16 protein-coding genes are annotated in these 23,932 nt (G+C 60.2%); 1 reads left to right on the forward strand and 15 read right to left on the reverse strand.

What is annotated here, in order from left to right:
• Window positions 1–24 precede the first annotated feature (24 nt).
• The 11 genes from Enr13x_RS13530 to Enr13x_RS13580 all read right to left on the reverse strand — a co-directional run bounded on the left by Enr13x_RS13530 (window position 25) and on the right by Enr13x_RS13580 (window position 16,954).
• On the reverse strand, window positions 25–951 hold the full coding sequence (locus tag Enr13x_RS13530) for an SCO family protein (protein ID WP_231744266.1): 927 nt from the start codon (window positions 949–951) through the stop codon (window positions 25–27).
• Between the two features lie 31 nt (window positions 952–982).
• Entirely contained in the window at window positions 983–1,312 is a 330-nt protein-coding gene (locus Enr13x_RS13535) for a hypothetical protein (protein WP_145386793.1), read from the reverse strand.
• Window positions 1,313–1,395: 83 nt separating this feature from the next.
• On the reverse strand, window positions 1,396–2,673 hold the full coding sequence (locus Enr13x_RS13540; RefSeq protein WP_145386795.1) for a hypothetical protein: 1,278 nt from the start codon (window positions 2,671–2,673) through the stop codon (window positions 1,396–1,398).
• A 106-nt stretch (window positions 2,674–2,779) separates the two neighbouring features.
• The gene (locus tag Enr13x_RS13545) at window positions 2,780–4,255 is read right to left on the reverse strand and encodes a quinol:electron acceptor oxidoreductase subunit ActD (RefSeq protein ID WP_231744267.1); all 1,476 of its coding nucleotides are present in this window, start codon (window positions 4,253–4,255) and stop codon (window positions 2,780–2,782) included.
• A gap of 44 nt (window positions 4,256–4,299) precedes the next feature.
• Complete coding sequence (nrfD, locus tag Enr13x_RS13550) at window positions 4,300–5,730, reverse strand: NrfD/PsrC family molybdoenzyme membrane anchor subunit (RefSeq protein WP_145386797.1); 1,431 nt, start codon at window positions 5,728–5,730, stop codon at window positions 4,300–4,302.
• Window positions 5,731–5,852: 122 nt separating this feature from the next.
• Entirely contained in the window at window positions 5,853–9,161 is a 3,309-nt protein-coding gene (locus Enr13x_RS13555) for a TAT-variant-translocated molybdopterin oxidoreductase (RefSeq protein ID WP_145386798.1), read from the reverse strand.
• 68 nt (window positions 9,162–9,229) lie between these two features.
• Window positions 9,230–9,919 carry a cytochrome c3 family protein gene (locus Enr13x_RS13560; protein ID WP_145386801.1) on the reverse strand — a complete coding sequence of 230 codons (690 nt, stop codon included), beginning with the start codon at window positions 9,917–9,919 and terminating at the stop codon, window positions 9,230–9,232.
• Window positions 9,920–10,106: 187 nt separating this feature from the next.
• A complete protein-coding gene (folK, locus tag Enr13x_RS13565) occupies window positions 10,107–11,102 on the reverse strand; it encodes a 2-amino-4-hydroxy-6-hydroxymethyldihydropteridine diphosphokinase (protein ID WP_145386803.1) in 996 nt (331 codons plus the stop codon).
• A 513-nt stretch (window positions 11,103–11,615) separates the two neighbouring features.
• Entirely contained in the window at window positions 11,616–13,406 is a 1,791-nt protein-coding gene (locus tag Enr13x_RS13570; protein ID WP_145386805.1) for an arylsulfatase, read from the reverse strand.
• A 389-nt stretch (window positions 13,407–13,795) separates the two neighbouring features.
• Entirely contained in the window at window positions 13,796–15,409 is a 1,614-nt protein-coding gene (locus tag Enr13x_RS13575) for an ABC transporter permease (protein ID WP_231744268.1), read from the reverse strand.
• 198 nt (window positions 15,410–15,607) lie between these two features.
• Complete coding sequence (locus Enr13x_RS13580; RefSeq protein ID WP_145386807.1) at window positions 15,608–16,954, reverse strand: hypothetical protein; 1,347 nt, start codon at window positions 16,952–16,954, stop codon at window positions 15,608–15,610.
• Window positions 16,955–17,098: 144 nt separating this feature from the next.
• Here Enr13x_RS13580 and Enr13x_RS13585 point away from each other — a divergent pair, with 144 nt between their 5' ends.
• Window positions 17,099–18,238, forward strand: a complete 1,140-nt coding sequence (locus Enr13x_RS13585; protein WP_231744269.1) for a leucine-rich repeat domain-containing protein — start codon at window positions 17,099–17,101, stop codon at window positions 18,236–18,238.
• Window positions 18,239–18,799: 561 nt separating this feature from the next.
• On the opposite strand, the gene Enr13x_RS13590 is transcribed toward Enr13x_RS13585, so the two are convergent.
• The 4 genes from Enr13x_RS13590 to Enr13x_RS13605 form a co-directional block, all read right to left on the reverse strand.
• On the reverse strand, window positions 18,800–20,026 hold the full coding sequence (locus Enr13x_RS13590) for an IS110 family RNA-guided transposase (RefSeq protein ID WP_095739234.1): 1,227 nt from the start codon (window positions 20,024–20,026) through the stop codon (window positions 18,800–18,802).
• 113 nt (window positions 20,027–20,139) lie between these two features.
• The gene (locus tag Enr13x_RS13595) at window positions 20,140–21,753 is read right to left on the reverse strand and encodes a hypothetical protein (protein ID WP_145386809.1); all 1,614 of its coding nucleotides are present in this window, start codon (window positions 21,751–21,753) and stop codon (window positions 20,140–20,142) included.
• A 7-nt stretch (window positions 21,754–21,760) separates the two neighbouring features.
• Window positions 21,761–22,528 (reverse strand): glycosyltransferase family 2 protein, encoded by a 768-nt coding sequence (locus Enr13x_RS13600; protein WP_145386811.1) that lies wholly within the window; start codon window positions 22,526–22,528, stop codon window positions 21,761–21,763.
• Between the two features lie 586 nt (window positions 22,529–23,114).
• Complete coding sequence (locus tag Enr13x_RS13605; protein ID WP_145386814.1) at window positions 23,115–23,912, reverse strand: Nif3-like dinuclear metal center hexameric protein; 798 nt, start codon at window positions 23,910–23,912, stop codon at window positions 23,115–23,117.
• Between the last annotated feature and the right edge of the window lie 20 nt (window positions 23,913–23,932).

Below are 23,932 nucleotides of genomic sequence, written 5' to 3' on the forward strand. Positions count from 1 at the left end.
GGTGAGCAGTCCCTGCCTATCTCGTTACTCGTTTTGCGACGGGGCATTCCCGTCCGTTCGGGAATCGCTGCCGGGGAACGTCGGCACCGAATCCGCCTCCTGACGAGCCTCGGGGTTCCCCTTGCGGCCGACCCAATAGGGTACCAAAGCCGTCAACAAAACTCCGATGAACCCCAGTCCGCACAACCGCATGATTCGCCAGGCGTGCGGGGTGTAGGAATTCGAATCCGGGTCGTAGCTGTAACACCACAGAATGAACTGGTCGACCGCGTTCCCCACGGTCCCTTCGCCGGCCTCGACCAACGCCAGTTTCAGTTGCTCCGGCGGAAAGTCGATCGACAGCGAGTACCGCGTGATCACTCCCGTAGGCGAAACGAATGCCAGCATTGCCGGGTGGTTGTATTGTTTGTTGGCCGCGTCGTATCGGTATTTGAATCCCAGCGTCTCGGCCAACTTGGTGATGATCGGTTGCTTCGCCGTCGCGAACGTCCAACCCTGTTCGGCACCGGGTTGATTGGACAGCACCGACACGTACTTGTCTTTCGTTTCCGCCGCGCGTCGACTGGTTTCGTTGGGGTCGATACTGACGGTCAAAATTTTAAAGTCTTTGTTCAGCTGAAGATCCAACTGATTCAGCGATTCGGTCAGCTTGTTCAACTGAACGCTGCACAGCATCGGGCAATCGCTGTAGTTGAGCGTGACGATCGTCGGCAGATTTCCGTTGAAAATGTATCCGGTCTTGATCGCGTTGCCTTCGGAATCCGTCAGCGGCAAGTTGGTCGCAATCACGTCCCCCAGATTCTGAACGACCGTGATCCCGCGTGCTTCGGGAGGCAGGTTGTCGTTCAAGTCGACTTTCGCACCGAGTCGGACTCCATCCTGAGCCGGCGACTCGGTCCGTGGGCCGAGCACCGCTGTCAACGTCAGCGCAGCGACTGCGGCGAGCCACATGATGCCCCGGTTGCTCGATGGTGTCCTCGGTTCAGGTTGCGTCTTTGGATTCAGCATTGTCTGAGTGGTTGTCGGATTCCGATTGGCTTTCCTGTGCCACCAATTCCATCGCTTTGGAAATCGGAATGGTGATGTTTCCCGTCAACGGGTCCGCCCCGTACTTGGAAATCGAGCCAGCTTGGTCGTTCAAAACTGCGTTCTGCCGCTTGTAGCTGCTCTGAGCCTGGAGGGTTTCTTTATGAGCGTCGACCAGCAGGAAGTACACGTATTGAACCGCCAAAATGGTCACCGCCGTCACAACGACGGAAGCAATTCCAATGATGAAAATCTGTCTGGTGTTCAGATCGTCGTATTTTGCCATGGCTCTACTTCGAAGTTTATCGAGCGGAGGGAGTCTGGAGTGCTAAAAAACAGGGACGTGCGACGTGCTGTCCCCCGGAAACGCTAAATATTTTCGAAAATGATCGATTCACGGAGCCGTGGATCGCGAACGGGAACCACACGGTTGCCCCCCGCCACGCGAAGCACCAACCCGATCACAAGTGTCGACATGCCGACGACACACAGCAAACTGGCCAAGATACCCAGCGGACCGCCGAAGCTGGGCACGGTGTGCTGCTCGACCACGCGGGCTTCCGGCATCACGATCCAGTAGATGTCGATGAAGTGAACGACCAGGATGTACGCCGCCCAAAATGCCATCACCCCTGGGCGGCGACGCACGTGGCGACTCATCGTCCCAAAGAACGGAATCAACCAGTGGAAAAAGATCAATCCGATCGACAGGTATCCGAACCCGCCTTCCTGACGGCTGAAGAACCATTCGGTCTCTTCGGGAATGTTGCCGTACCAGATCAACATGTACTGGCTGAACGAGATGTACGTCCAAAACACGATGAACCCGAAGATGTATTTCCCCAAGTCGTGGTAGTGCTCCGGCGTGACCTCTTCCTTCAATGCCCCGGCACGTTGCAACACGTACGTCAGCAGCGTGATCACGCAGTGGGCTGCCAAAATGCCTCCGGCAAAGATGTACACGCCGAACATGGTCGAAAACCACATCGGAGCCAGGCTCATCCCCCAGTCAAAGGCGGCAAAGCTCAGGGAGAGCGAAAATGCCATGACCGCGGGGCCCGACCAGTATTGCATACGGTCGGTCGCCGCACGCTCGCCCGTCTCGTCCTGGTTCACGCTGCCGCGCCAGTAATAGACCGCCAGGGCGCCCCAGATTCCGAAGTAAACCAAGGCACGGAGGACGAAAAACGGGGCGTTGAGAAACAGTTTCTTGGTTTCCCACATCTTGTTGTCGAGATGCAGATTGGTCGCGAAATCGGGATCGGTCCAGACGAACAAGGTGCCTTCGCTAAAGACCGCGAACAGGATCGGCAAGAACAGGAACGCCATCGGCACGATCATGATCATCATGCATTCGGCAACCCGGCGGACGACGACACTCCATCCGGCTCGAACCAGATGCTGGATCAAGACAAAGAACAGACATCCCAGCACGATCGTCAGGACGTACAAGAACGCCGCCAAGTAGGCGGACATCCCGAACCGCGGCATATCCGCATCACTGACGGCGAATGCCATGCCCATGCCGACCAGCAGGGCGATGAGTCCACCGCCGAGCAGCGGCATCTGCAAGCCGCGAAGTGATGCAGGCAGCTGGAAGGCCGGGTCGTCGGCCGGTTTGACAGCGGGAGCGGCGTGTTCTGACATGGTCAAATCGGTTGTCGTAAAATGCGGTGACGGGGGTGACCGCGTGGTCGAGTGATATGGGGATTTCGTGATCGGTGTGGCCGAATGCGGCCGCACCGCCAAGTCGTTATTGTTGTGCTTGTTTGCGAGCGGCCGCGGCCTTTTCGGCTGCTTCGGCTTGTCGCTTCAATTCGGCTTTCACTTCCGCGACCGCTGATTCCACGGCGGCCTTTTCGGATTCGGGCACCAGGTCCAGCGACGCGTTCTGGCTCTTCTGCAGGGCTCGGACGTAAGCGACGATCGCCCAGCGGTCCTTCAGTTTGATCTGGCCCGCATAGCCCGGCATCTTGCGGATCCCGTTGCTGATCGTTGAAAACAGTTTGCCGTCGGGGTACTTGTCGGCGTACAGGGTTTCCTGGTGCATCGAAGCCGGCGGGACCCAGGTCGGGGCGTTGATCGATTGGGCTCGCTGATTGACCAGTCCGTTTCCGTAGCCGTCCATCCCGTGACAGACGCTGCAGTAGATCGCGAATTGTTGTTGTCCCTGGGCCAACAGCTCGGCGTCGACGGTCAGCGGGTTTTTGGCCACCCAGGGAGTGGTGTCCATCACGCTGGCCGGTGCCGCTTCGGCCGCCTCGCCCGCGACTTTCTCTTCCGCCTCGATGGCCTCTTTTTCTTCCGCCTTGGCTTCGTCGTCGGCCTGCATGTAGGCCCGGACCAGACGCTCGACCCGCGGCGGATCGGACAGCGTCAACGCTTCGACATCGATCCCGGTCAGCATGTCGAGCGACTCTTCCATCTGGCCGCGGGCGACGGTTCCGGGAACATCCGATCGCATGGCACGGTTGTCGGCGAACAGGCTGGTCACCTGTTGAGCGTCTTTGGAGGGCGAGAAATCCATATCAAAAAAGATGTGGAATCGCGGCTTGGAACTGTTGGTCACCCGCATGGTTAAAATGCAAATCAGCGGCACCAGTGACGCGGCGACGGAAAGCCCCCAGATCAAGAAGACCGGCTTGGGCACTTCCTTGGGGGAGTCGTCTTCGACCACTTCGTTGATGTAATCGCTGCCGGTGTCGGCCAACAGATTTCGCACTCCGTTGGCGTCGTAGCGTTCGTCGCTGGCATCGACGTACAGGAAGAAACGGTCATCGGTCGCGCGGTCGAACCGCGGGTCGGTGAACATCGGATTGCTGAATTTTGGCAACCCGTTGAGCGCCCACATGCCGAAGAACGCGCCGAACGACGCCAGCAAAATCGTCAACTCGAATGCCACGGGGATGAACGCGGGCAAGGAGAGATAGGGTTTGCCGGAGATGATGTACTTGTAATCGATACTGTTCATCCAGATCTGCATCGCCAGTGCGATGCAGGTCCCGGTCGCGCCGGCGATCAGACAGATCCACGGCAGCGCGGTCGGTTTGATGCCGAGTGCCTTGTCGATCCCGTGAACCGGGAACGGTGTGTAGGCGTCGGTTTTGGTGTAACCGGCATCGCGAATCCTGCGACAGGCGCTCAGCAATGAATCGACCGTTGTGAATTCGGCCATCATTCCGTGAACGGTCGTTTCTATTTTCGTTTCCGACATAGTTTTCTGATCCATCGAAACAGATCGTTAATGCTTAAAAAATTGAATGATTCAGTTTCTCAGTGACCTTCCGAAGCTTCTTCACCATGGCCGTGCAGGTGAGCCATGTGCTCCTGCTTGGCCAGCGTCGCCTTGACTTCTGCCATGTTGATCACCGGCAAGGTGCGACAGAACAACAAGAACAGCGTGAAGAACAATCCGAATGATCCGATCAGCATGCCCCAGTCGACCCACGTCGGCGTGAAGTAGGCCCAGGCACTCGGCAGGTAGTCCCGTGACAAACTGCTGATGACAATCACGAATCGTTCGAACCACATGCCGATGTTCACAAAGATCGACACGACGACGATGATCCAGGGCGTCGTGCGAGCTTTCTTGAACCAGAAGATTTGCGGGCTGATGACGTTGCACGAAACCATCGTCCAGTAGGCCCAGGCGTACGGCCCGAAGGCTCGGTTGAGGAACGCAAATTGTTCCGCGGGCACCTGGCCATACCAGGCGATGAAGAATTCCGTCCCATAAGCCAGGCCGACGATCGAGCCGGTCGCCAAAATGATCTTGCACATGTTTTCCAAGTGCCGGATCGTGATCAGTTTTTCCAGATTCAACATCTTTCGCGCCGGCACCATCAGCGTCAGCACCATCGCGAACCCGCTGAAGATTGCCCCGGCGACGAAGTACGGCGGGAAAATCGTGGTGTGCCAACCGGGCACCTGGGAAACGGCGAAGTCAAACGAAACGATCGTATGGACCGACAACACCAGCGGCGCGGCCAACGCGGCCAGAATCGCGTACGCCTTTTCATAACGCATCCAGTGACGCGACGAACCGCTCCAGCCCAGGCACAAAATTCCGTAGGCCATGCGGCGGTACTTGTTCTTGGATCGATCGCGGAACGTGGCCAAATCCGGCACCATCCCCATGTACCAGAACAGCAGTGACACCGTGCCGTAGGTGGAAACGGCGAACACGTCCCACAACAGCGGGCTGCGGAACTGGGGCCACATCCAAAGATTCAAACTGGGGTAGGGTGCCAGCCAGAACGCCAACCAGGCACGGCCGACGTGAATCCCCGGGAACGTCCCCGCACAGGCGACCGCAAAAATCGTCATCGCCTCGGCCGCGCGGTTGATACTGGTCCGCCATTCCTGACGGAACAGAAACAAAATCGCACTAATCAGCGTGCCCGCGTGGCCGATCCCGACCCAGAACACGAAGTTGACGATCGGCCAACCCCAGAAGATCGGCGCCCGGTTCCCCCAGACTCCGACCCCGGTGTAGATCAGATACACGATCAGCAAACCGAGCACCTGCAGCAGGGCGAACGCCACCAAAAAGCCGCCGATCCAGCCCTTGCTCGGTGGGCGTTCGGCCACTTTGCAAACCGCTTCGGTGATGTCGTGGTACGTCGTTTCGCCAAGGACCAGCGGAGCACGCTCACCTGGACGTTCGACGGTGTTATCCAATCCGTTTGGAATGGCAAGTGACATGGTCAGTGTTAGCTAGAAAGTGGAATCGGTTTGTTTGGCTTGGTCGGTGCGGGCCGGCGGCACCGCGAGCAGTCTGTCGTCCGCCGAATCGGTTCGGCGAACGCTCGGTCAGCGAACTGAGGTCAGTGAGCTTCTTCTTTTTTGTGATCGGCGGCATCATCGTCGCCGTGGGCTTCGTGATCGCCGTGATCGCCATGGTCGTCGTGGCCATGATGCGAGGTGATCGTTTCCAGGTCTTCCAACTGCCGGACGGTCATCAGACGCGGGTGCGGGTTTCGCACCCGGGCCAGGTATTCCGTCCGCGGTTTGATGTTGAGTTGCTCCAGCACGCCATAGGCTCGCACGTCCTTGCGTTTCTTGGCCACGATCGAGTCCGGGTTGGCGATGTTGCCAAACTCGATGGCGTTGGTGCCGCAGGCGGCTTGGCAGGCGGTGACGACGTCGCCGTCTTGGATCGGGCGACCGCCGTCCTTGCGGGCCTGGATCTTGGCCTTTTCGACACGTTGGACGCAGTAGGTGCACTTTTCCATCACGCCGCGGCCACGCACGGTGACGTCGGGATTGAGCACCAGGGCTTGCAGTTTTCGGTTGGCCGATTCGATCGCACCGGGGAACGCCTTGACCCCGTATCCGACGCCGACTTCTTCGTTGTAATTGAAGTAGTTGAACCGACGGACTTTCAACGGGCAGTTGTTGGCACAGTACCGCGTTCCGATACAGCGGTTGTAGGCCATCGCGTTGATGCCCTCGTCGGTGTGCACCGTCGCGGCGACCGGGCAAACCTGTTCGCAGGGTGCCGTTTCGCAATGCACACAGGCGACCGGCATGTGAACAATTTGAGCGTCTTCGGCGTCGCCTTGGAAATAGCGGTCGATCCGCAACCAGTGCATTTCGCGGCTGTTCTTGACCTGTTCGGCACCGACGATCGGGATGTTGTTCTCGCTTTGGCAAGCGACGACACAGGCGTTGCACCCGGTGCACTTGGTCAAGTCGATCGACATGCCCCACTGCGGCATGTAATCCTTGGCCGGATCGGCTTGGATCTCTTGGATCGGCTCGGTGCCCAGCGAGCCGTACTTGCCGACCTTGGGGACGTGCGGGGCTTTGGGTTGCTCGTTGGCGAAGGTGGGCACGTCTTCGAGCAACTTGGTCGTGCCTTCGCGAACCAGGTTGTAGCTTCGACGCTCGGTTTCTTTGCGGCCGATGTCGTCGATCGCCCAGTGGTTCTGTGTCGTGGCGAAATCGAATTCGTTGTAATTCGGTCGTCCTTCGACTTGGTAAGCGACCAGCATTTGATCGCTGGTCCGCAGCGGCGAGACGTCAAATCCGACGGCGTCGAGGCCTTCGGCGGTAAAGCCGCCGACCTTGCCGACTCGCGTGCGGCCGTAGCCGATCGAGGTCATCACGACGCCGGGGGCTACGCCGGGAGTTTCGAAGACCGGCAATTCGATTTTGCTGCCGCCCTTGCGGAGGGTGATGTACAGTCCGTGGTGCAAACCCAACGCCTTGGCGGTCGCGGGGCTCATCATCGCCGCATTGCCCCAGGTGACCTTGGTGATCGACTGCGGCAGTTCTTGCAGCCAGCCGTTGTTGGCAAATCGCCCGTCGTACAAGCCGTCGGCGGGGGTGAAGACCACTTCGATGTTGTCTTGGTCGATCGTCTTGGCCGATGTGACGGCGGGGTCTTCGCTCGGCAGCGCCGGTGCGGTGCCGGTCACGTCGGCGGATCGGGCGGCCGTTTTGATGTCGTCGGAATAGCCGTCGTGAAGCAGCTTTCGCCACTTTCCTTCGCTGAGCGTTTCTCCGGCGACCTGGTCCGCGGTTTCACGCACAAGCAGCATCGGGTCGACGACTTCTTCGTCCATCATCAACGCCAAGACTTCGGCGACCGTGCGTCCGCCCATCAGCGGCAGAATCTGTGGCTGGCAGACGCCATACAGCCCGTCGTCGTTGATGCAGTCGCTCCAGGATTCCAGCGGGTGCGCCAGCGGCAGCGACCAGTCGCACAAGATGGCGGTCTCGTCGTCGTACTCGCCCAGATAAAACGCTTTGCCGTCTTGCCGTACCGTGTCGATCATTCCCGCAACATCGATGTCGCTGGGCGAGGTAAACACGGGGTTGTCGCCCAGGATCAGCAACGACTCGATGTCGCCCTTGTTGACGGCGGCGACCAGGTCGTCCAGTGATTTTGTCTCCAGGCTCTCGTCCACACAAGGCGTGAAGGATTGGGCTTTGCCCAGCGAGCCGAGTTTTTGGTTCATCGCGATTCCGGCCGCGACCAGATCCGCACCAAGCGACTCGCCGACAACGACCACCGCGTTTTCGCCGGCTTCGACGATGTCGTGGGCCAGGCAGTCCATGAAGCGAGATTGACGCTCCGCGGCCGTGATATCCGGATCATTAAACGCCAGTTCTTCGCCGCCGTGATCGTGCGTCTCGCCGTTTTTGAGTGCCTCGACCATGCGGCCCAATGCACCCAGGAACGCCGGCATTTGGCTGGGGGGGATGGCCAACCGTGAATCGGCCATGGTGCCCGTCGTCGTGTAGCCGCCTTCGACGACGTACAAGCGACTCATCTCGCCGGCGATCGGGTCACGCCGCTCGGCAAAGGTTCTCGCCGCGGCCAACGATCCGGGGTCGTTGCCCAGGAAATCGGCGCCCAGCGAGAAGATGACTTTCGCTTCGCTCAGATCGAGGACTTGGTTGGATTCGGTGCCAAGCATCTGCTTGGTCGCTTTCCGCATCACGCCGTTGTGGACGCCGTCGAATTGGGCGATCGTCGCGGCCGGCAATTTCTTTTTGAGTTTGCCGAGCAGTCGGACGGTTGTCGGCGAACTGGTCGGCGACATCAGCACGGCGAAACCTTTTCCGTCGTCGTTGCTGGCGGCTTTCTGAATCGCCGCGCGTCCGACCGGCAAGAAATCGTCCCATTGCGATTCCTGTTTTCGCTCGCCGCCACGCATCAACACCGGGCCGTCGTCGCCGCGCGAGCGATCGGGGTCGTACAGCGACAAGATCGATGCCTGGACGTAGGCGTTGGTCCCGGCTGCCGAGGGGTGACTCTTGTTCGGTTCGATGTGCTGCGGGCGACCGTCGAAGCAACGGACCAACAAGTTATGCACCGAACCGGCGAGTTCAAAGTTGGTCGCACGCTCGTAGAATTCGCCGGGCACACGCCCTTCGGGGCGGATCACGAACGGGGCGATGATTTCTTCCGGGTAACGGCATCCCGAAACGCCGGCCATCGCCAGCGAGGCGCCCATCAGTTGCATCCAGCGCCGCCGCGAGACGCCTTCGGGGAACTCCGAAGCGGCGACCGGGAACTCGCGATGCAGATAATTGTTCTGGAATTCCTCGCTGCCGTGCAGCTCCGAAATACTACGCCAGTAAGTCGGGGCGTTGCTTTTCGCGTTGGATTCGTTGTGAGTCATATTCGTTCGGATGGATCGTTCGTAAACGGTGTTTACTGGCGCGGACGGTCAAGCGGAAAGGATCGGCACTATCGGTGACAAACGGCACAGTGACGCTGGGGATGGATGTTGTGCTCGGCACGCTGCTTTTCGGCGAACGCTTCCTGGTCCCAGTCCGCCGGCGGTTCCCAATCAAGCTTGGTGACAAACTCCTTCGGTCGCAGGTGCTCGTTGGGGTTCTCGTGGCACTGGATGCACCACGCCATGGAAAGCTGCTCGTGCTGGTAGACGACTTCCATTTGATCGATCCGCCCGTGGCAACTGACGCAACTGACGCCCGAGTTCACGTGTGCGGCGTGATTGAAGTAGACGTATTCGGGCAGATTGTGCACGCGTTTCCACTGCATGCTCTTGCCCGTTTTCCAGCTCTCGTGAATCGGTTTCAGATTCACGCTGTCGGCTCGCACGGCCGCCAAAGCCGATTGTCCCTGGTCGTTCGCGGGGCTGTGACAATTGATGCAGGTCGCCGTCGGCGGCACCGCGGCGTGGGCGGCGTCAAAAACCGTGTTGTGACAATAGCGACAGTCCAATTTCAACTGGCCGGCGTGAATCGCATGGCTGAACGGAACCGGTTGCTCCGGCTCGTAGCCAATGTTCAAGGTCACCGGATCGGTCACCAAGCCTCCCACAGCGACGGCAAATAAACCGCCGCCGCCCAGAGCAGCGCCTAAAACCAGCAAAAACGGGTTGGACCAGCGTGGAAACAAAAAACGTTGCATGATCATCGGCCGGGTCAAATCCGGACGCGTTGGTGCAGAAAAGAACGGAAGACAGTTCGGAGCGGAAGTATCGGTCGGCCACTAGCAAATTGGCAAGGCCACCCGACAAGCGAGCGACATTGTGCCGCGAAGTTTTTGCGGAACGGCGTGAGGCGCATCGTCGCACCAGGCGCACAGACGCCTGTTTTCACCACCAGTGACCGTCCGCAGTCACCGGTCGAGCCGAACAGCGCATCGAATCGAGCGCCGAAGCAAGCTCCGTCACCGCCCAATCCATGTCGTCGATTTCAAGACGGTATTCAGGCCATCGCCAGCCGCCGGGCCACATCTGGTGTGGCGCCGGCCAGCCGTTCTCGCTGCTCGTCTTTTGAATTCGAACCAGTAGACGTGGCAAACCGTGCGCCGCCTCTCCTGACAACGTGGATCGGCCGGTCTCGTCAAGTAATTTACTCCGACTGGGCAACTTGGGCAGAAAGCTTGAGACCCAGCGGCGATCCGCGTCTGGTTCCGCCGACGCATCGATTGCCGCGTGGTGGATTGCCGTTTCGCTGGTGTAAACCATCACCCCGTGCTCGTCGGCCAAACGTCGGCACAACAGATCACGGGTTTCTTGACGACCGGTCACCAACGCCAGCGAGGGAACCGCTGCGGATAGATGATCGGAGATCTCTTGCAACGACCAGCCGAATCGCGGATCGCGAAAATGGGCCGCCACATCGCAGGCCGGCTGCAGCACGAACTGCCGCGCGGTGTAACGCGGATGTGGCACGACCAGCCCGGTTGTGCCGCCGACCAGATTCCCGTGCAGCACCACATCCAGATCAATCGAACGCGCGTCCCAACGCCGTCGCCGTTCGCGGCCGAGTGCCTGTTCAAGCTCTTGAAGCAGTCCCAGCACCGCCCGCGCCGGGGCTTCGGTTTGGAATATGCCGATCGCGTTAAGAAAGGGTTCCTGACCCCCCGGGCCTCCGATCGGCGGCGTTTCGAACAGCCGACTGGTCTTCAACGCGTCGCCGGCCAAAATCAAGTCGCACGCCGCCACTCGTTGTGCCGCCGACGCGATCAACTCTCGGCGATCTCCCAGGTTGCTGCCGAAACTGATCACGCACTGCGAGACGTGTCGGTGTTTGGCGGCCCGCGAACCGGGCAAGGGGCGCGACAGGGGGTGACCGGGCTGATTCATGCCGGGGATTGTAGCTCGTTTGTCATCGATCAGCAGCACGCACTTCGGTGGCAACGTCAGTGGGACAGGCTTCCAGCCTGTCGACGCGGAATTCAGCAGCCGTTGTACGACGACCTTTCCAGGTCGTCGTCGGGAGTCCCACGGACGACCGCCCGCGATGTACGACGTCCTTTCCAGGTCGTCGTCGGGAGTCCAACGGACGACGGCTCGCGATGTACGACGTCCTTTCTTGGTCGTCGTCGGGAGTCCGACGGACGACGGCCCGCGATGTACGACGTCCTTTCTAGGTCGTCGTCGGGAGTCCGACGGACGACGGCCCGCGATGTACGACGTCCTTTCTAGGTCGTCGTCGGGAGTCCGACGGACGACGGCCCGGAAGGGCTGTCGTACTCGAAGAGGTGTCCCAATCTCGACGGCCGGAAGGGCCGTCGTACTCGGAAAGGTGTCCCAACGGACGACGGCCCGGAAGGGCCGTCGTACTCGAAAAACCGGTCGTCCTAGGCTGACAACGCCCTACAGCTTGTGAAACATCAGCAATCGCATCTCGGCGACTTGGCCGCCGGGAATATCGGTGGCCTTCAACCGCAGCGTCTTTCGGCCGGGGCTCAATTCAATCGTCCCCAGCGTCATCGGCTGCCAGCGTCGCACGTCGCCTTCTTGGCGTTTCACACGATCCGCAGCGGCGCCGACCAGCGGGCTTTCGACCGCCGTCTCGATCTTGGCTGACAGTGACGCACCACCGAGCGACAACTCGATCGTCGCCCCCACGTCTTGGCGGGGACAGGCGTAATACATTTGAACCTCGTGCGGGCCGCTGCCGAGCACATCGACGTCCCAGCGGATTTCGCTGTCGGTATCCGTCCAGTTCAACAGGTAGGTGCAGTTGGGGAATCGATTGCTGCGTCGGATCGTGCCGCTGAAGGTGGCATCGCGGGCGGGCAGCTGCGTCCACTCGGCCCCGGGGTGCCCCAGCGGGAACGGCCGCGTCCCGTCGACGACCGCATCGGCAAAGCTTTGCTTCCACGATTCGATGGCCGCCCCCAGCCGTTTGGCCACCTCGGGCTGCTGCCGGGCCAGATCGGTTTTCTCGCGGCGGTCGGCGACGATGTCATACAATTCGCCATTGTCCTGCATCCGGTACTGCTGTGTCCTGGCCGTTGCGCCGTTGCGCCAGCGGCTAAAGATCACGCGGTCCTGTTGATTCGGATCGGGGCCGGCGCCGGTGAGTTCGCGTCGCATCGAAACGCCGTCGAGCGGTTTTCCGTCAATCTGTTTGGATTGCCAGTCGATGCCGGCGAAGTCGGCCAGCGTGGGCAGCAGATCGATCGCGCCGCTGATCGAACGGACGACCGTCCCGGGTTGGATCGTTTGGGGATAGCGGATCACACAGGGTGATCGCAGTCCGCCCTCGTGGGTGGATCCCTTGCGACCACGGAGCCCTCCGTTGAAACGCGCCCCGTTGGGGCCGTTGTCGCTGAAGTAGACCACGATCGTGTTCTGGTCTTTCCCGGTCGCGTGGAGATGATTCAGCAATCGGCCGACGTTGTCATCGATGTTCTCGCACATCGCCATCGCCGCCCGCGTGTGTGGAATGTTTTGTCGCCGGCTGTTTTCCGGCTCCGGGTCGGGGATCATCGTCTTGTCGGCGAACTTGTCCCAATACTTCTGTGGCACTTGCATCGGCGAGTGCGGCGTGTTGAGCGCCAAGTAGACAAAGAACGGCCGGTCGCCGGAGCGGCTGACGAAATCGATCGCGTGATCGGTCAGATCGTCGATGATGAATCCTTTACCCTGGACGATTCGACCGTTGTGTTCCAGCATCGGGTCAAAGTAGTTGCCCCAATGCCCGCTGCAGAAACCGTAGTAATCGTCGAAGCCCCGCGCGTTGGGGTGATAGGGCCACTGCATTCCGCTGTGCCATTTCCCATAAGCCGCGGTGGCGTAGCCGGCGTCGCGAAAGACTTCGGCGATGGTTTGTTCGCTGGCGTCAAATCGTTCGCCGCCGGCCGACGTACTGTAGACGCCCATCCGTGTGTGATAACGCCCGGTCAGGAATTCGGCGCGCGTCGGCGAGCAAACCGCGCAGACATAGAAGTTTTCAATCTGAGCCCCCTGGCGCGCGATCGAATCGATGTTCGGCGTCGATAAATTCGGGTTGCCGTGCAGGCTCAAATCGCCCCAGCCCTGGTCATCGGCCAGAACCACGATCACGTTCGGGCGATCCGACTGACACGTCGCAGGAGACGCGTGGGTGGCGGCAAAAATTGCGACAAGCAACGACAGCAGCAGAGAGCGCGAAAACATGGCGTGTGAAGTCAGTCGGTGGGACGGGGCGGGGAAAGACCAGCCAGTGTATCTTGAGCCGTCCGTGGCGTGGGCGAAAAGAATGAACCGAAATGTCACGGTGCAGCCGGAATGGCAGGTCTTGGCAACGGATTTAGATTCTCTCCCTCTGGGGGAGACGGCGTTTGCGAAAGCAAGCAAACGCCAGAGAGGGCTGGCGCTGCGAAAGTCTTGACGCCTTCCGCTGCGATCAACTCCACCACTTATGCAATCGACGTCCCTTCGAGGGCAGTCCGGTTTTTCGTCGATGTTCCGGTGGTGCGCCAGCGCGACCACCGGCTACTGGCTGGGACCCCGGTCGGGGTTGTGTTACGAGCATTCCTAATCAATCGCCTGCATTGCTTGCCTGCTCAAAACTCCATCAGCGCGACGGCAAAATGCACGGTCAGCACGAACAGCGTCGTCCACAGCACGGTCGACGTGATCGATCGGCTGACGTCGCTCGCCGAACGCTTCGGCGCCAGTCCCTGATAGTAGGCGATCGTCGCGGTGCCCAAACCGCAAACGACGTTCTTCAAAAGCACCCACTTCCATCCGATGTGCAACCAGGGTGACTCGCCGGCCAGGTTGCGGCCGAAGTGCTGTTCCCAGAAATACGGGCCGACGTCGGGATACGATGACGTGAACGCGACCATGCTGATGAAGCGGGCGGAGTAAAACGCAAGTGATTCCAAGATCGGAGTGCCGATCACAAACGCGATCACGATCGGCAACAACAAATACGCCCGCGGGGCAACACCCAATGTTCGCATCGCATCGACTTGTCCGCCGTACTGCTTGACGCCGACGTCCGCCGAAACCGCCGCACCGCACCGCGCGGCGACCAAGATGGTTGCCAGGATCGGCACCAACACTCGGTACAACGCGAATCCGATCGATGCCAACAATTCATCGATCAACAACGGCTGGGTGTACAGCCGAAAGGGCAAAAAGCGAAAGGTGAAGTAGGTGGAGGTGAATCCGACGATCAGCCCGGCGATGATCAGATAGATCCAGGCCGATGGGCCGGCGACCAGTCGCAGGTAGTGCAGCGTGAAACGGATCGCCCAGCGCACGCGCGGGACGATTGGCAGCAGATCCAGCGGCAGCCAAAACGCGGCCGAGACGGCTCCACCGGTCGTTTCAAGCAGGGGATTAAGGATTCGCCCGAGTATCGATTTCCGTTTCCGCGGGCCCGCAGACGTGTCGTCTTCCAGACTGGAAACCGGGACCATCCGATCGGGGATCTCACCCCACTGATCGCGCCCGATTTCGATCAAGTCCTTTTGTTGTGGGTCGAGCAACAGCACCTTGTCGGCGATCGGCAACAACGTCTCATAGTCGTGCGTCACCACGATGCTGGTTCGGTGATAGGTGGATTGGGTTTCGCGAATCAAGTCCGCAACCAATCGTCCGCTGGCCGAATCCAGTCCGCTGGTCGGTTCGTCGTAGAGCAGGACATCGGGGGACGCGGCAAGTGTTCGGGCGATCGCCAGGCGCTGTTTCTGGCCGCCGCTCAGATCAGCGACCGAGGTCTTCAGCGGAACGCCCAAGTGTTCTAGCCACTGGCGGGCGTTCCACGACACCGGTTCGCTTTTCGGATTGGTGGCGATCCGTTTGGGGCGGTGGTCGATCGCGAATTGAACGTTCGCGGTGGCCGACAGTTCGTCGAAGAGTGCGAATTGTTGGAACACGATCCCGACACGCGGTCCCTCGGATTCGGTTTCGCTGCGTCCGATCGTCCCGGACCAGCGGATCGATTCGCCGTGACGGGGCAACAGTCCCGCCAGGATCCGCAGCAAGACGCTTTTTCCGGCACCGCTGCCGCCGACCACGACCGTGATCTTGGCTTCGGGAAACCTCGCATCGACATCCTCCAGCAAGCAACGATCGCCCGCCACGACGCACAAATCCTGCAAGCACAACGGACTGACCGGCATGCGTTCCAGTGTAGTGTCGGTGGTCGGTTCAGGTTCAGCGGGCATAGGCTCTTCGGATCATGGATTCAGGTAATGCCCTTCATACACGGTTCGCCAACGGCGATTCACACCCATCATTTGGGGCTCGGGCTAAAAGTCGGGCCGCGGAAAAGGGGTCAGGTACCAAAAATGCGAAGCACCCGTTGGGCCATTTGGTTTTTGGTACCTGACCCCTTTTCCGCTCGGCTAACAGTCGACAGAACATTATCGTTCTGCCGCCAGGTAGACGATCGGGTAGGGCATCGGGTTGCGGGCGACTTCGATCGTGCCGTTGCCGGCGCCGGTGTGCCAGGCGACGATCCAGCGGCGGTCCTTGCGCAAGATCTGGCTGCGGAGCACCCGAGCGAAATCGGGGTTGATGCCGTCTTGTTCGGAACCAAAAATTTCATCACCGATCTGACGGACCACCGGTTCCAAACGCTCACCGGCGATGTCAAAGGCCGCTTGTGCCTTGGGGCTGCTCCAAACGTCTCGCCAAACCTCTCGCAAGCGTTCGTTTTCGACAAAGGTTTCTTTCAAAATCGATTGGACCAGTTGGCGGCTCTGGGGATCCCGAGCGATCTCCTCGGCGACGCCGGCCAACTCTTTGCGGATCGCCGGGCTGGCCGAAACGTCGCGGAGGCTGCGTTGGATCGCGACGACCACCTCGTCCATGTGTTTTTCCAGCACCGGAACCGCTTCCTCTTCCACGAAACGCTGCCATTCTTCGCGCACCAAGTCTTTGCGTGGCAGCGGTGTCTTGTCGTAGATCGCGCGCCATCCGAAACGAAACAGGGAGGCCCGGTCCCACATCTCGCGGCCGATTTCTTCGGCCGGCGGCTGGCCGTGCTTTTTGACGATCGGCAAGATCTCGCGGCGCGCCATCGGGATCAATCGTTCCTGGACCAGTTGGTCATGCCAGCGCTGCGCGGCCTCGTCCAGTTCCCCACGGTGCCGGGCCACGGCCAGGCGGAACTCGTCTTCGATCACCGGCAGCGACTGTCGCAGGCTGTCTTCGACCAACGGAATGAAGGCTTGCGACAAATCCTCGCCGTGGCGCGCCATTGCGGCGGACAGCTGATCGCGAATGACTTTCTGCTTCGTCGGGGGGAACAGCGTTTCCACCACCTCGCTCAACCGCCCCGTGCTGTGGTGCTGAAACAGCTGGCATTGGTCGGCGGGGACGTCCCGGTCGTACCACGTGATCGAAACACGGCGGCCCCCCCGGGGCGGTTCCGCGGCGAGGTCACCGGGGCGTTCGCTGTCGGGGGCAACGCTGTCGGGGACAATGATCGACGCAACGCGACCGACCTGGCGGAACTCGACCTGTTTCCCGGCCATCGGTTCGCCGGCCAAGAAAACGGGGTCTCCCGGCTGAAGTCGCGCGATCGGGTCGATCGCCACGATCTGCGTCTCTTGCCGCGCCACGTAGCGGGCGATCGACGCGAGGGTCTGTTGCGATCGGTCGCCTTGCTCGGCCGTCTGCATCCAACGCGATGCGGCGACGCCTGTCGAGACCAGCGTGATCAGCCAGAATCCCAAGCCGACGATCCGTTTGTTCGTCCGTTTCAAGTCGCTCTTGTCCGTGGTGAAGGAATACAAAATTCGGGGGGCGGGGGCGTTCGTTTTTCGTCCGCACTCACCAAAGCTTGGCAAACCAATTAGAATGGCGGCTTCCTACCTTACCCCCTCCCGATTCCATTCTACGTGCGTCCGATGTCTGCCATGCAACAATTCGTCGCCCCTTCGCGTCTGCTTGTACCAGTTCTGCTCGCCTCGTTTCTAGCCGTTTCGGCCCGCCCCGCCGTCTCCGATGACAAGCCGGAGGCCGGAAAGACGGAAAAAGTCGAGGCCGCCAAACAGGCCGCCGAAGCCGAAAAACCGGCCGAGTCCAAGCCCGAGGCGAAGAAGCCTGAGGAGAAGAAGCCTGAGGAGAAGAAGCCTGAGGAGAAGAAGCCTGAGGAGAAGAAGCCCGAGGAGAAGAAGCCCGAGGAGAAGAAGCCCGAGGAGAAGAAGCCTGCCGAAAAGAAGCCTGAGGCGAAGAAAGCGGAGGCCAAGAAGGAGGAACCGAAGAAGCCGGCTCCCAAACCGGTCGCCTCCGCGTTCAAGGACAAGGCGCTCGAAGAGGCGGTGCGGGCCGAAGTGTTCGCCAAGCGATTCAACGACCAGCCGATCACCAAAGAAGACGTGGCCAACATCTCCCGTGTCGTCGGCGTCGGCAAACAAATCAAAGACCTGTCGGGGCTGGAGCATTGCCACGCGTTGATGTTGATCGACCTGGCGGACAACCAGATCTCGGATCTCACCCCGATCGCCAACCTGAAACGCCTGCAATCGGTCACTCTGGCCGGCAACCGCATCAAGACGCTCGATCCGATCAAGGGCCTGACCGGGATGCAGTACTTGGATGTCTCGCGCAACGAGATCCAGGACTTGAGCCCGCTGGGCAAGATGTCCAACCTGCGGACGCTGTACCTGGCCGAGAACCGAGTCGCGTCGTTGGATCCGATCGCGCCGCTGTCTAAAATCTGGTCGCTCGATGCGTCCGGAAATGAATTAAAAACGGTCGCGCCGATCGCCGGATTGAAATGGATCACCTCGCTCGATCTGCGCAACAACTACATCGAAGACACCACGCCCATCGCCCAGTTGCCGGCGCTGAACATTCTGCAGCTGAACAACAATCCGATCAAAGATCTCTCGCCGTTGGTCAAAGCCTGCGAAGCGGACAAGGCCGGTGAGAATCGCTTCGCACCGTACCTGCGACTGTTCTTGGGCGGCAACGAAATTCCCGAAAAGGAAAAGGTCGCCGCGATCGAAGCCCTCCAGGCCTGCGGCGTGAAGGTCAAACAGTAGGTCACGCTCTGCGTGACGGCAGGACGCGGTAGGTCACGCTGTGCGTGACGATCGGCATGCACAGCATGCCCTACCGTACTGGGTAGGTCACGCTGTGCGTGACGGTTGGCATGCACAGCATGCCCTTCTATGAGGCCGCGGTCTGCAAGCCCTGATTTTAAATTTTGCAAAAAAGTCGGTCTAGCTGCCTTCGTCGGAGTCGGCCCTCGGTCGCTCACCCCGGCGCAGCGAGGAACGAGCGGAGCGAATGGCGACCGAGGGCCGGACGAAGACGACGGCAGCGGTTGCCTTTGTTGGGGAGGCTCCGAGGTAGTGAACCGATCAACGTTTCCCCAGTGAACGTTATGCAACCACCTTCTATCCGTTCCGGTCTGGCCGGGAACCTAAAGCTGCATGCTTCGATAGCCGAATCAGGGGGAAACGTCGAACAGATCGCCAAAACCCTTCTACAAGGTCGGTCTCACTGGAAGTGAGCCCAGGGCATGCTCGGTCCAGCGATCTGATCGATCGTCACTGCTCGTCGACACCCGCAAATAGAGCAACGAGAGCCTGAATTGAAAATTATGCCATCGCAACCTCCTGCAAGTTCACTGCGCCTAGACTTGCGGTCTTACGCAGACGACGTTTTTGTGCGGGTGATTTGAATTTCGCTCCGCGTGGTAGTTCCCCTTGCATCGCATACTTCCAAAGCGCGATGACCAACTTGCGGGCCAATGCCACAATCGCGATTCGACGCATGCGGCTGCTCTGTCCCCCCGCTTTTTCCCGGAACCACCGAGCTAAGTCGCTTTGAGGTTGATAACGCAGCCACAACCATCCAACCTCAACAAGTAAGCTTCGCACATCACCGCGACCCGCCTTGCTGATGCCCTGCTCACGATTCAGTGCACCGCTGCTGTAAGGCGTTGGCGCGAGTCCAACGACCGCTCCGAGTTGACGACGATTCCGGAATTCACGCCATGAAAACAGCTCCGTCGAAAGCGTCCACGCACATTCCACTCCGATCCCGCAGAGTTCGACCAGGCGATCTGCAATCTGTTGACGCGAGGCACATTGATCGGCCGCAGCGTTCGCCTGACGAAACAACTCGGCTCGTTGCTCTTCCAATTCTCGAATCTGGCAAACACAAAGCTTCAGCCGAGTGAACTCCAGCTGCAATCGTTTTCGGAGATACGCTCCGATCGGTTGACCGTCACCCGTTTTTAGCGTTTCAAGTATTGCTTCGAACTCAGAATCGATCGTTCCGAGCACAATGCCTTGGGCGAACAGCAGACCTTTGATCCGGTTGGTTAATCGCCGTTTGTCCTTGCGGATTGACTGCAGGCCTCGCTGCAGATTGCGAATGTCTTCGTCTTCCATCAACGGGACGTGAATCGGCCGTAGTGCTCCACGTTCGCCACGGTAATACCGTAGCAACGCGTGGACCATTTTTTGGACGTCCAGACGATCGGTCTTGCGCTGCTTGCTGCGTCGATCGACTTCAAGAGATGCCGATTCGATCACGTGATTGGTCAGCCCAATCGCTTCCAACGCCCGATGAATCCAGAAACCATCGCGTCCGGCTTCGTAGCAGGTTACGGTCCCTGCGTCGTCCTCGAGTGCGAACTTGCGTTTTGCGGCTAATAATTCGGATTCAAATTGCCGGAGGTCGCCGGCGGCAACATTTCGAATCCGAAGGCTCGGATGCTCGGCGCAAGCAAAACCAAGCTTCCAAACGGATTTGCTGAGTTCCAAAGCGACAAACAAAGTGGAGGAAATTGAAGTAGACTGAATACCGGTCGCGGTCATGATTAAGCCTCTGAAGTTGAGTGATGTTGACTCTCAGAGCTTAATCGCCGCGGCTTTTCATAGCTTCTACCGTGCTCGCTGGCATCCCATCCGGGATGCACAACGTGTTGTTGTCAACCCAACATCTGCTCGTAGGATTCCATCAAATAATCCAGCGGGTAGATGCAGAACGAATGCTCGCGGCTGTTCCAGATCGCCGCTTCGCGCCGACGTTGTTGCAGCTCGGACTTCTCCTCTTCCAGCGTTTGACGCAAGGCTGCCAGCCGTGACGCCATCTTTTGATTCAGCGCCGTGATCTCACCGTGCCAGCCGCGGCGTTGGCCTTTGGGGGGAATCGCGGCCAGCAGTTCGCGTTTGGCCGTGATCCATTTCGGATCGATGTCGCCGCGCTCGGCGTAACGTTCCGGCTGGAAGTCTAAATCACGGAGCTGTCGATTCCGTTGGCGGATCGCTTCGTCGACTGCGGCACTGGGATAACGTTGGTGTCCCGGCAGCAACACCGTCGAGGACATCACCATGAAACTTGGCGGATCCACGTTCCAGAACGCTCGACTGATCAAGTCACCGAGTTGATCGTACTTGCCGCCGCCGATGCCGTGCAGAAAGAGATCGCTGAGCACCATGCGGGCGTACATCGTCGTGATCAGCGCGCGGCTGCGAATCTTGAATTCGGGGCTCGCCAGGGCTAAGAACGCGTCCGCCGCCGCGGGCTGATCGGCGGCGTCAATTTTTCGTTGCCGCTTGTCCCGGTCGCTGATTTCCATTGCCGATCCCGCCGCCGAAACTCGCACCCAGACGCTGCGTCGTTTTGGCGATTGGTTGCCATAAACCCAAAACGGAGCTTCCAGCCAATCGCCGTCGCGTCCCAAATTGGGTACCGGATGGGCCTTGCTGCGAATGCCATGGGCGGCCCGATAAAATTCCGCCGCCGCGTTGTAGCAGTCGTGGAATCTCGGCAGGTCTCTCAAAATTTGCATCGCAAACGACGCGAACGCCTCGCCGCGACAGACGACGCTTTGCGGGATCTCCAGGGTCTGCAACCCCAGGTCGGCTTCCAGCCGGTGCCGGCCCTGAGCCAACGCGCAGCCGGCATAACCGCAGCGGTTGATTGCGTCTCGAGAGTGCTGCCACAACGTCGGGATCAACGGGTTTTCGACGATTCCGGCGACCGTCTCAGCCACGTTGCGATCAAAGACGTCAAACAGCTCGCGATCCTCGACCAGCGACTGCTCGTAGGGAACGCCGCCGCCACGGCGGTCGAACGCGACGGCGTTGAATCCGACGCTGCCCGTGTCGCCGTTGATGTGCGGAACCCGCAGGCTGCTGGGACCTGCGACGTCGCTATCGACGACCAGGTTGACCGCGACGGAGCCGGAGAGTTTACCGACCCGATCGAGCGCGAAGTTCTTGAACCAGACGCCCGGGTGGAACAACGTCGGTTGGTGACCGGCCATCACGATCGTTTGATCGGCGGAGCCGACGAAACCGATGTCGCGATAGGCCGAGGTGTAGCGGCGGGCATCACGCAACAGTTGGTCGCGCGCGGGTTGACGAAGCGAAGCGATCTCGATCGGGTACGCCGCGGCCCGCGTTTGGTTCTCGACCATCATCGCCGCGGCGCCATCGATCGGCGGATGGATCAAGCGTTCGCAGTGACCGCGCGGCGCGTGGAAAGCCTCGAATTTTGAATCGGACTCGGCGTCAAAGGTGTGACCTGGGCTGATCATTCCGCGTCTAACCGGCCTCGTGGACGCAGACCAAGTCTCCGCTGGCCGCGTGGGTGACATGACGGCCGCTGGCGCACAGCCGCGCGATCTCATCGTCGATCACCTGATTGTAATGTTTCAAACGCGTTTCCGCGTGATCGAGCGCGCCGCCGAACGATCGCTGTAGATCCAGATAGATCAATGGCACCGCCATCTCGGCGATCCGTAATCCCGCTTCGGCGGCCTGGACCCACAACTGCAGCGGCATCGCGTACCCGGTGTCGGTGATGACAAAATGTTGCAACGCTTCGCTGCGGTATGCTTTGAACCCGCAAAAGGCGTCGGTCAGTTGCAGCCCCAGTCGGCGGTTCAAATCGGCCGTGATGCGGCGGTTGATAAACATCCGCTCTTCCGGCGGCGCGTCGTCGCCTTCGAAATGATGCAGGTAGCGGCTGCCCGACACGATGTCGGCCGAGCGGGCCATGTCAATGAAGGCGGGGATCCGTTTCGGCTGGTGCTGGCCGTCGCAGTCGAGCGTGACGACGCCGTCAAATCCGTTCGCCAGGGTGTAGTCAAAGGCGGTTTGCAGCGCTGCGCCGTAGCCGCGATTCTGTTCATGACGAATCACCGTCACGTCGTCACGCGCGGCCAGAAGTTTGTCCGTCCCGTCGGTCGAACCGTCATCGACGACCAGGACGTTGGACGCATATTGAACGACCTGGTCCAAAATCTCGCTCACGTAGTCGACTTCGTTGTACACCGGCAGGGCGGCTAGCCATTTCTCTCGTCTCGTCATTTCGACTCCATCATCAAGGTCGGTGTACTTCGTGGTCTGACCGGCGTTCGGTGGGCCAGCTCGGTGGGCCTGGCGGCGGCCGGGTGCCGCCGGCTTTCTACCAGGAATACTTGTTCCAGCGGCCCAGCCTTACAGCCGTGCGTGGGAATCAGCGTCGTACGGGAAACTCGCTCACCACGATTCTCTCATGAATTCGACGGCTCGCACACCACGCCGCAAACGCCATGCCGCCACCTGGCAATGACATTTTGGCAGTTTGGACCGCCAGGGCCTAGCATTGCGACGGCCGGGGCGGTCGATTCGTCCACGCGCCACTCGCTGGCCGGCCTGTTGATTGATTCGGGATCTGCTGAGTCAATGGTGAGCCGCAGGCCGTAAGGCCTCGGGCGGGCGCCAGGATGCCCGGCCGCTTACGCGGCGCGCGGCCCACGAAATCGACAGAGCGTGAGCCGTCCAGTCGCGTTTCAAAAACACCGTGAAAGACCGGAGGGCTCGCGCCCTGCCGCTAAAAAATGCTTCACAGCGTTGCCTGTCGAGGTCACGCAAGCCATCACCACGCCGCAAAATGCCGCGCTGAATCCACCCCTCAAACCGTCTGGATCGGGTCGGATTCGGCGGCGCTGGGCCACAGGGTCAGCGTCGGGAAGGTGTCGGCGAGTCGTTCCGCCAACCGCTCCATCGCGAAACGTTCGCTGTGGTAGTGCCCCAGCAACCCCAGTGCCATGCCCCGCGACTCGGCTTCCAAGCAATCATGGAAACTGGCTTCGCCGGTGATCAAAAGTTGGCACCCGCAGCGGGACGCTTGGGCGACGAACGAGCCTCCGCTGCCACACGCGAAACCGACTTTCGTGATCGGGCGATCGAGCGGTCCGACACCGCGGGGGGCCGATCGGCCATTCGCCAGTTCGGCACAGCGCCGGATCACATCGCGCGCCGGCGTTTCGGTCGGCAGCGTCCCGTGTCGTCCGCTGCCCAACGGGTTCTCCGTCGTGGGGGCGTTGATCGGTTGAATCGAGGTCAGGCCCAGCGACTCCGCCCAGCTCTGGTTGATTCCTTCGGTGGCGGAGTCGAACGCGGTGTGGGCGCTGTAGACGGCGATCTTGGCGCCGATCAGCCGCCACAGGATTTCGCCGGTGATCGAATCACAGGTGATGCGTGGCAGTGGGCGAAACGGGATCGGGTGGTGGGTGACGATCAAGTCGGCGTGCTGCTCGATCGCTTCGGTGACCACGCCGGGCGTCACGGTCAAACAGGTCAGCACCTTGCCGATCTCGCGTTTGCGATCACCGATCAACAGGCCGACGTTGTCCCAGGATTCCGCCAGCTGCAGTGGAGCCCACTGGGAAAGCGTTTGGCAAACGGCATTGACGGTGACAGCGGACATGGCGGTTGTGGTGATGTTAG

Source organism: Stieleria neptunia, assembly GCF_007754155.1.
Classification (GTDB): domain Bacteria; phylum Planctomycetota; class Planctomycetia; order Pirellulales; family Pirellulaceae; genus Stieleria; species Stieleria neptunia.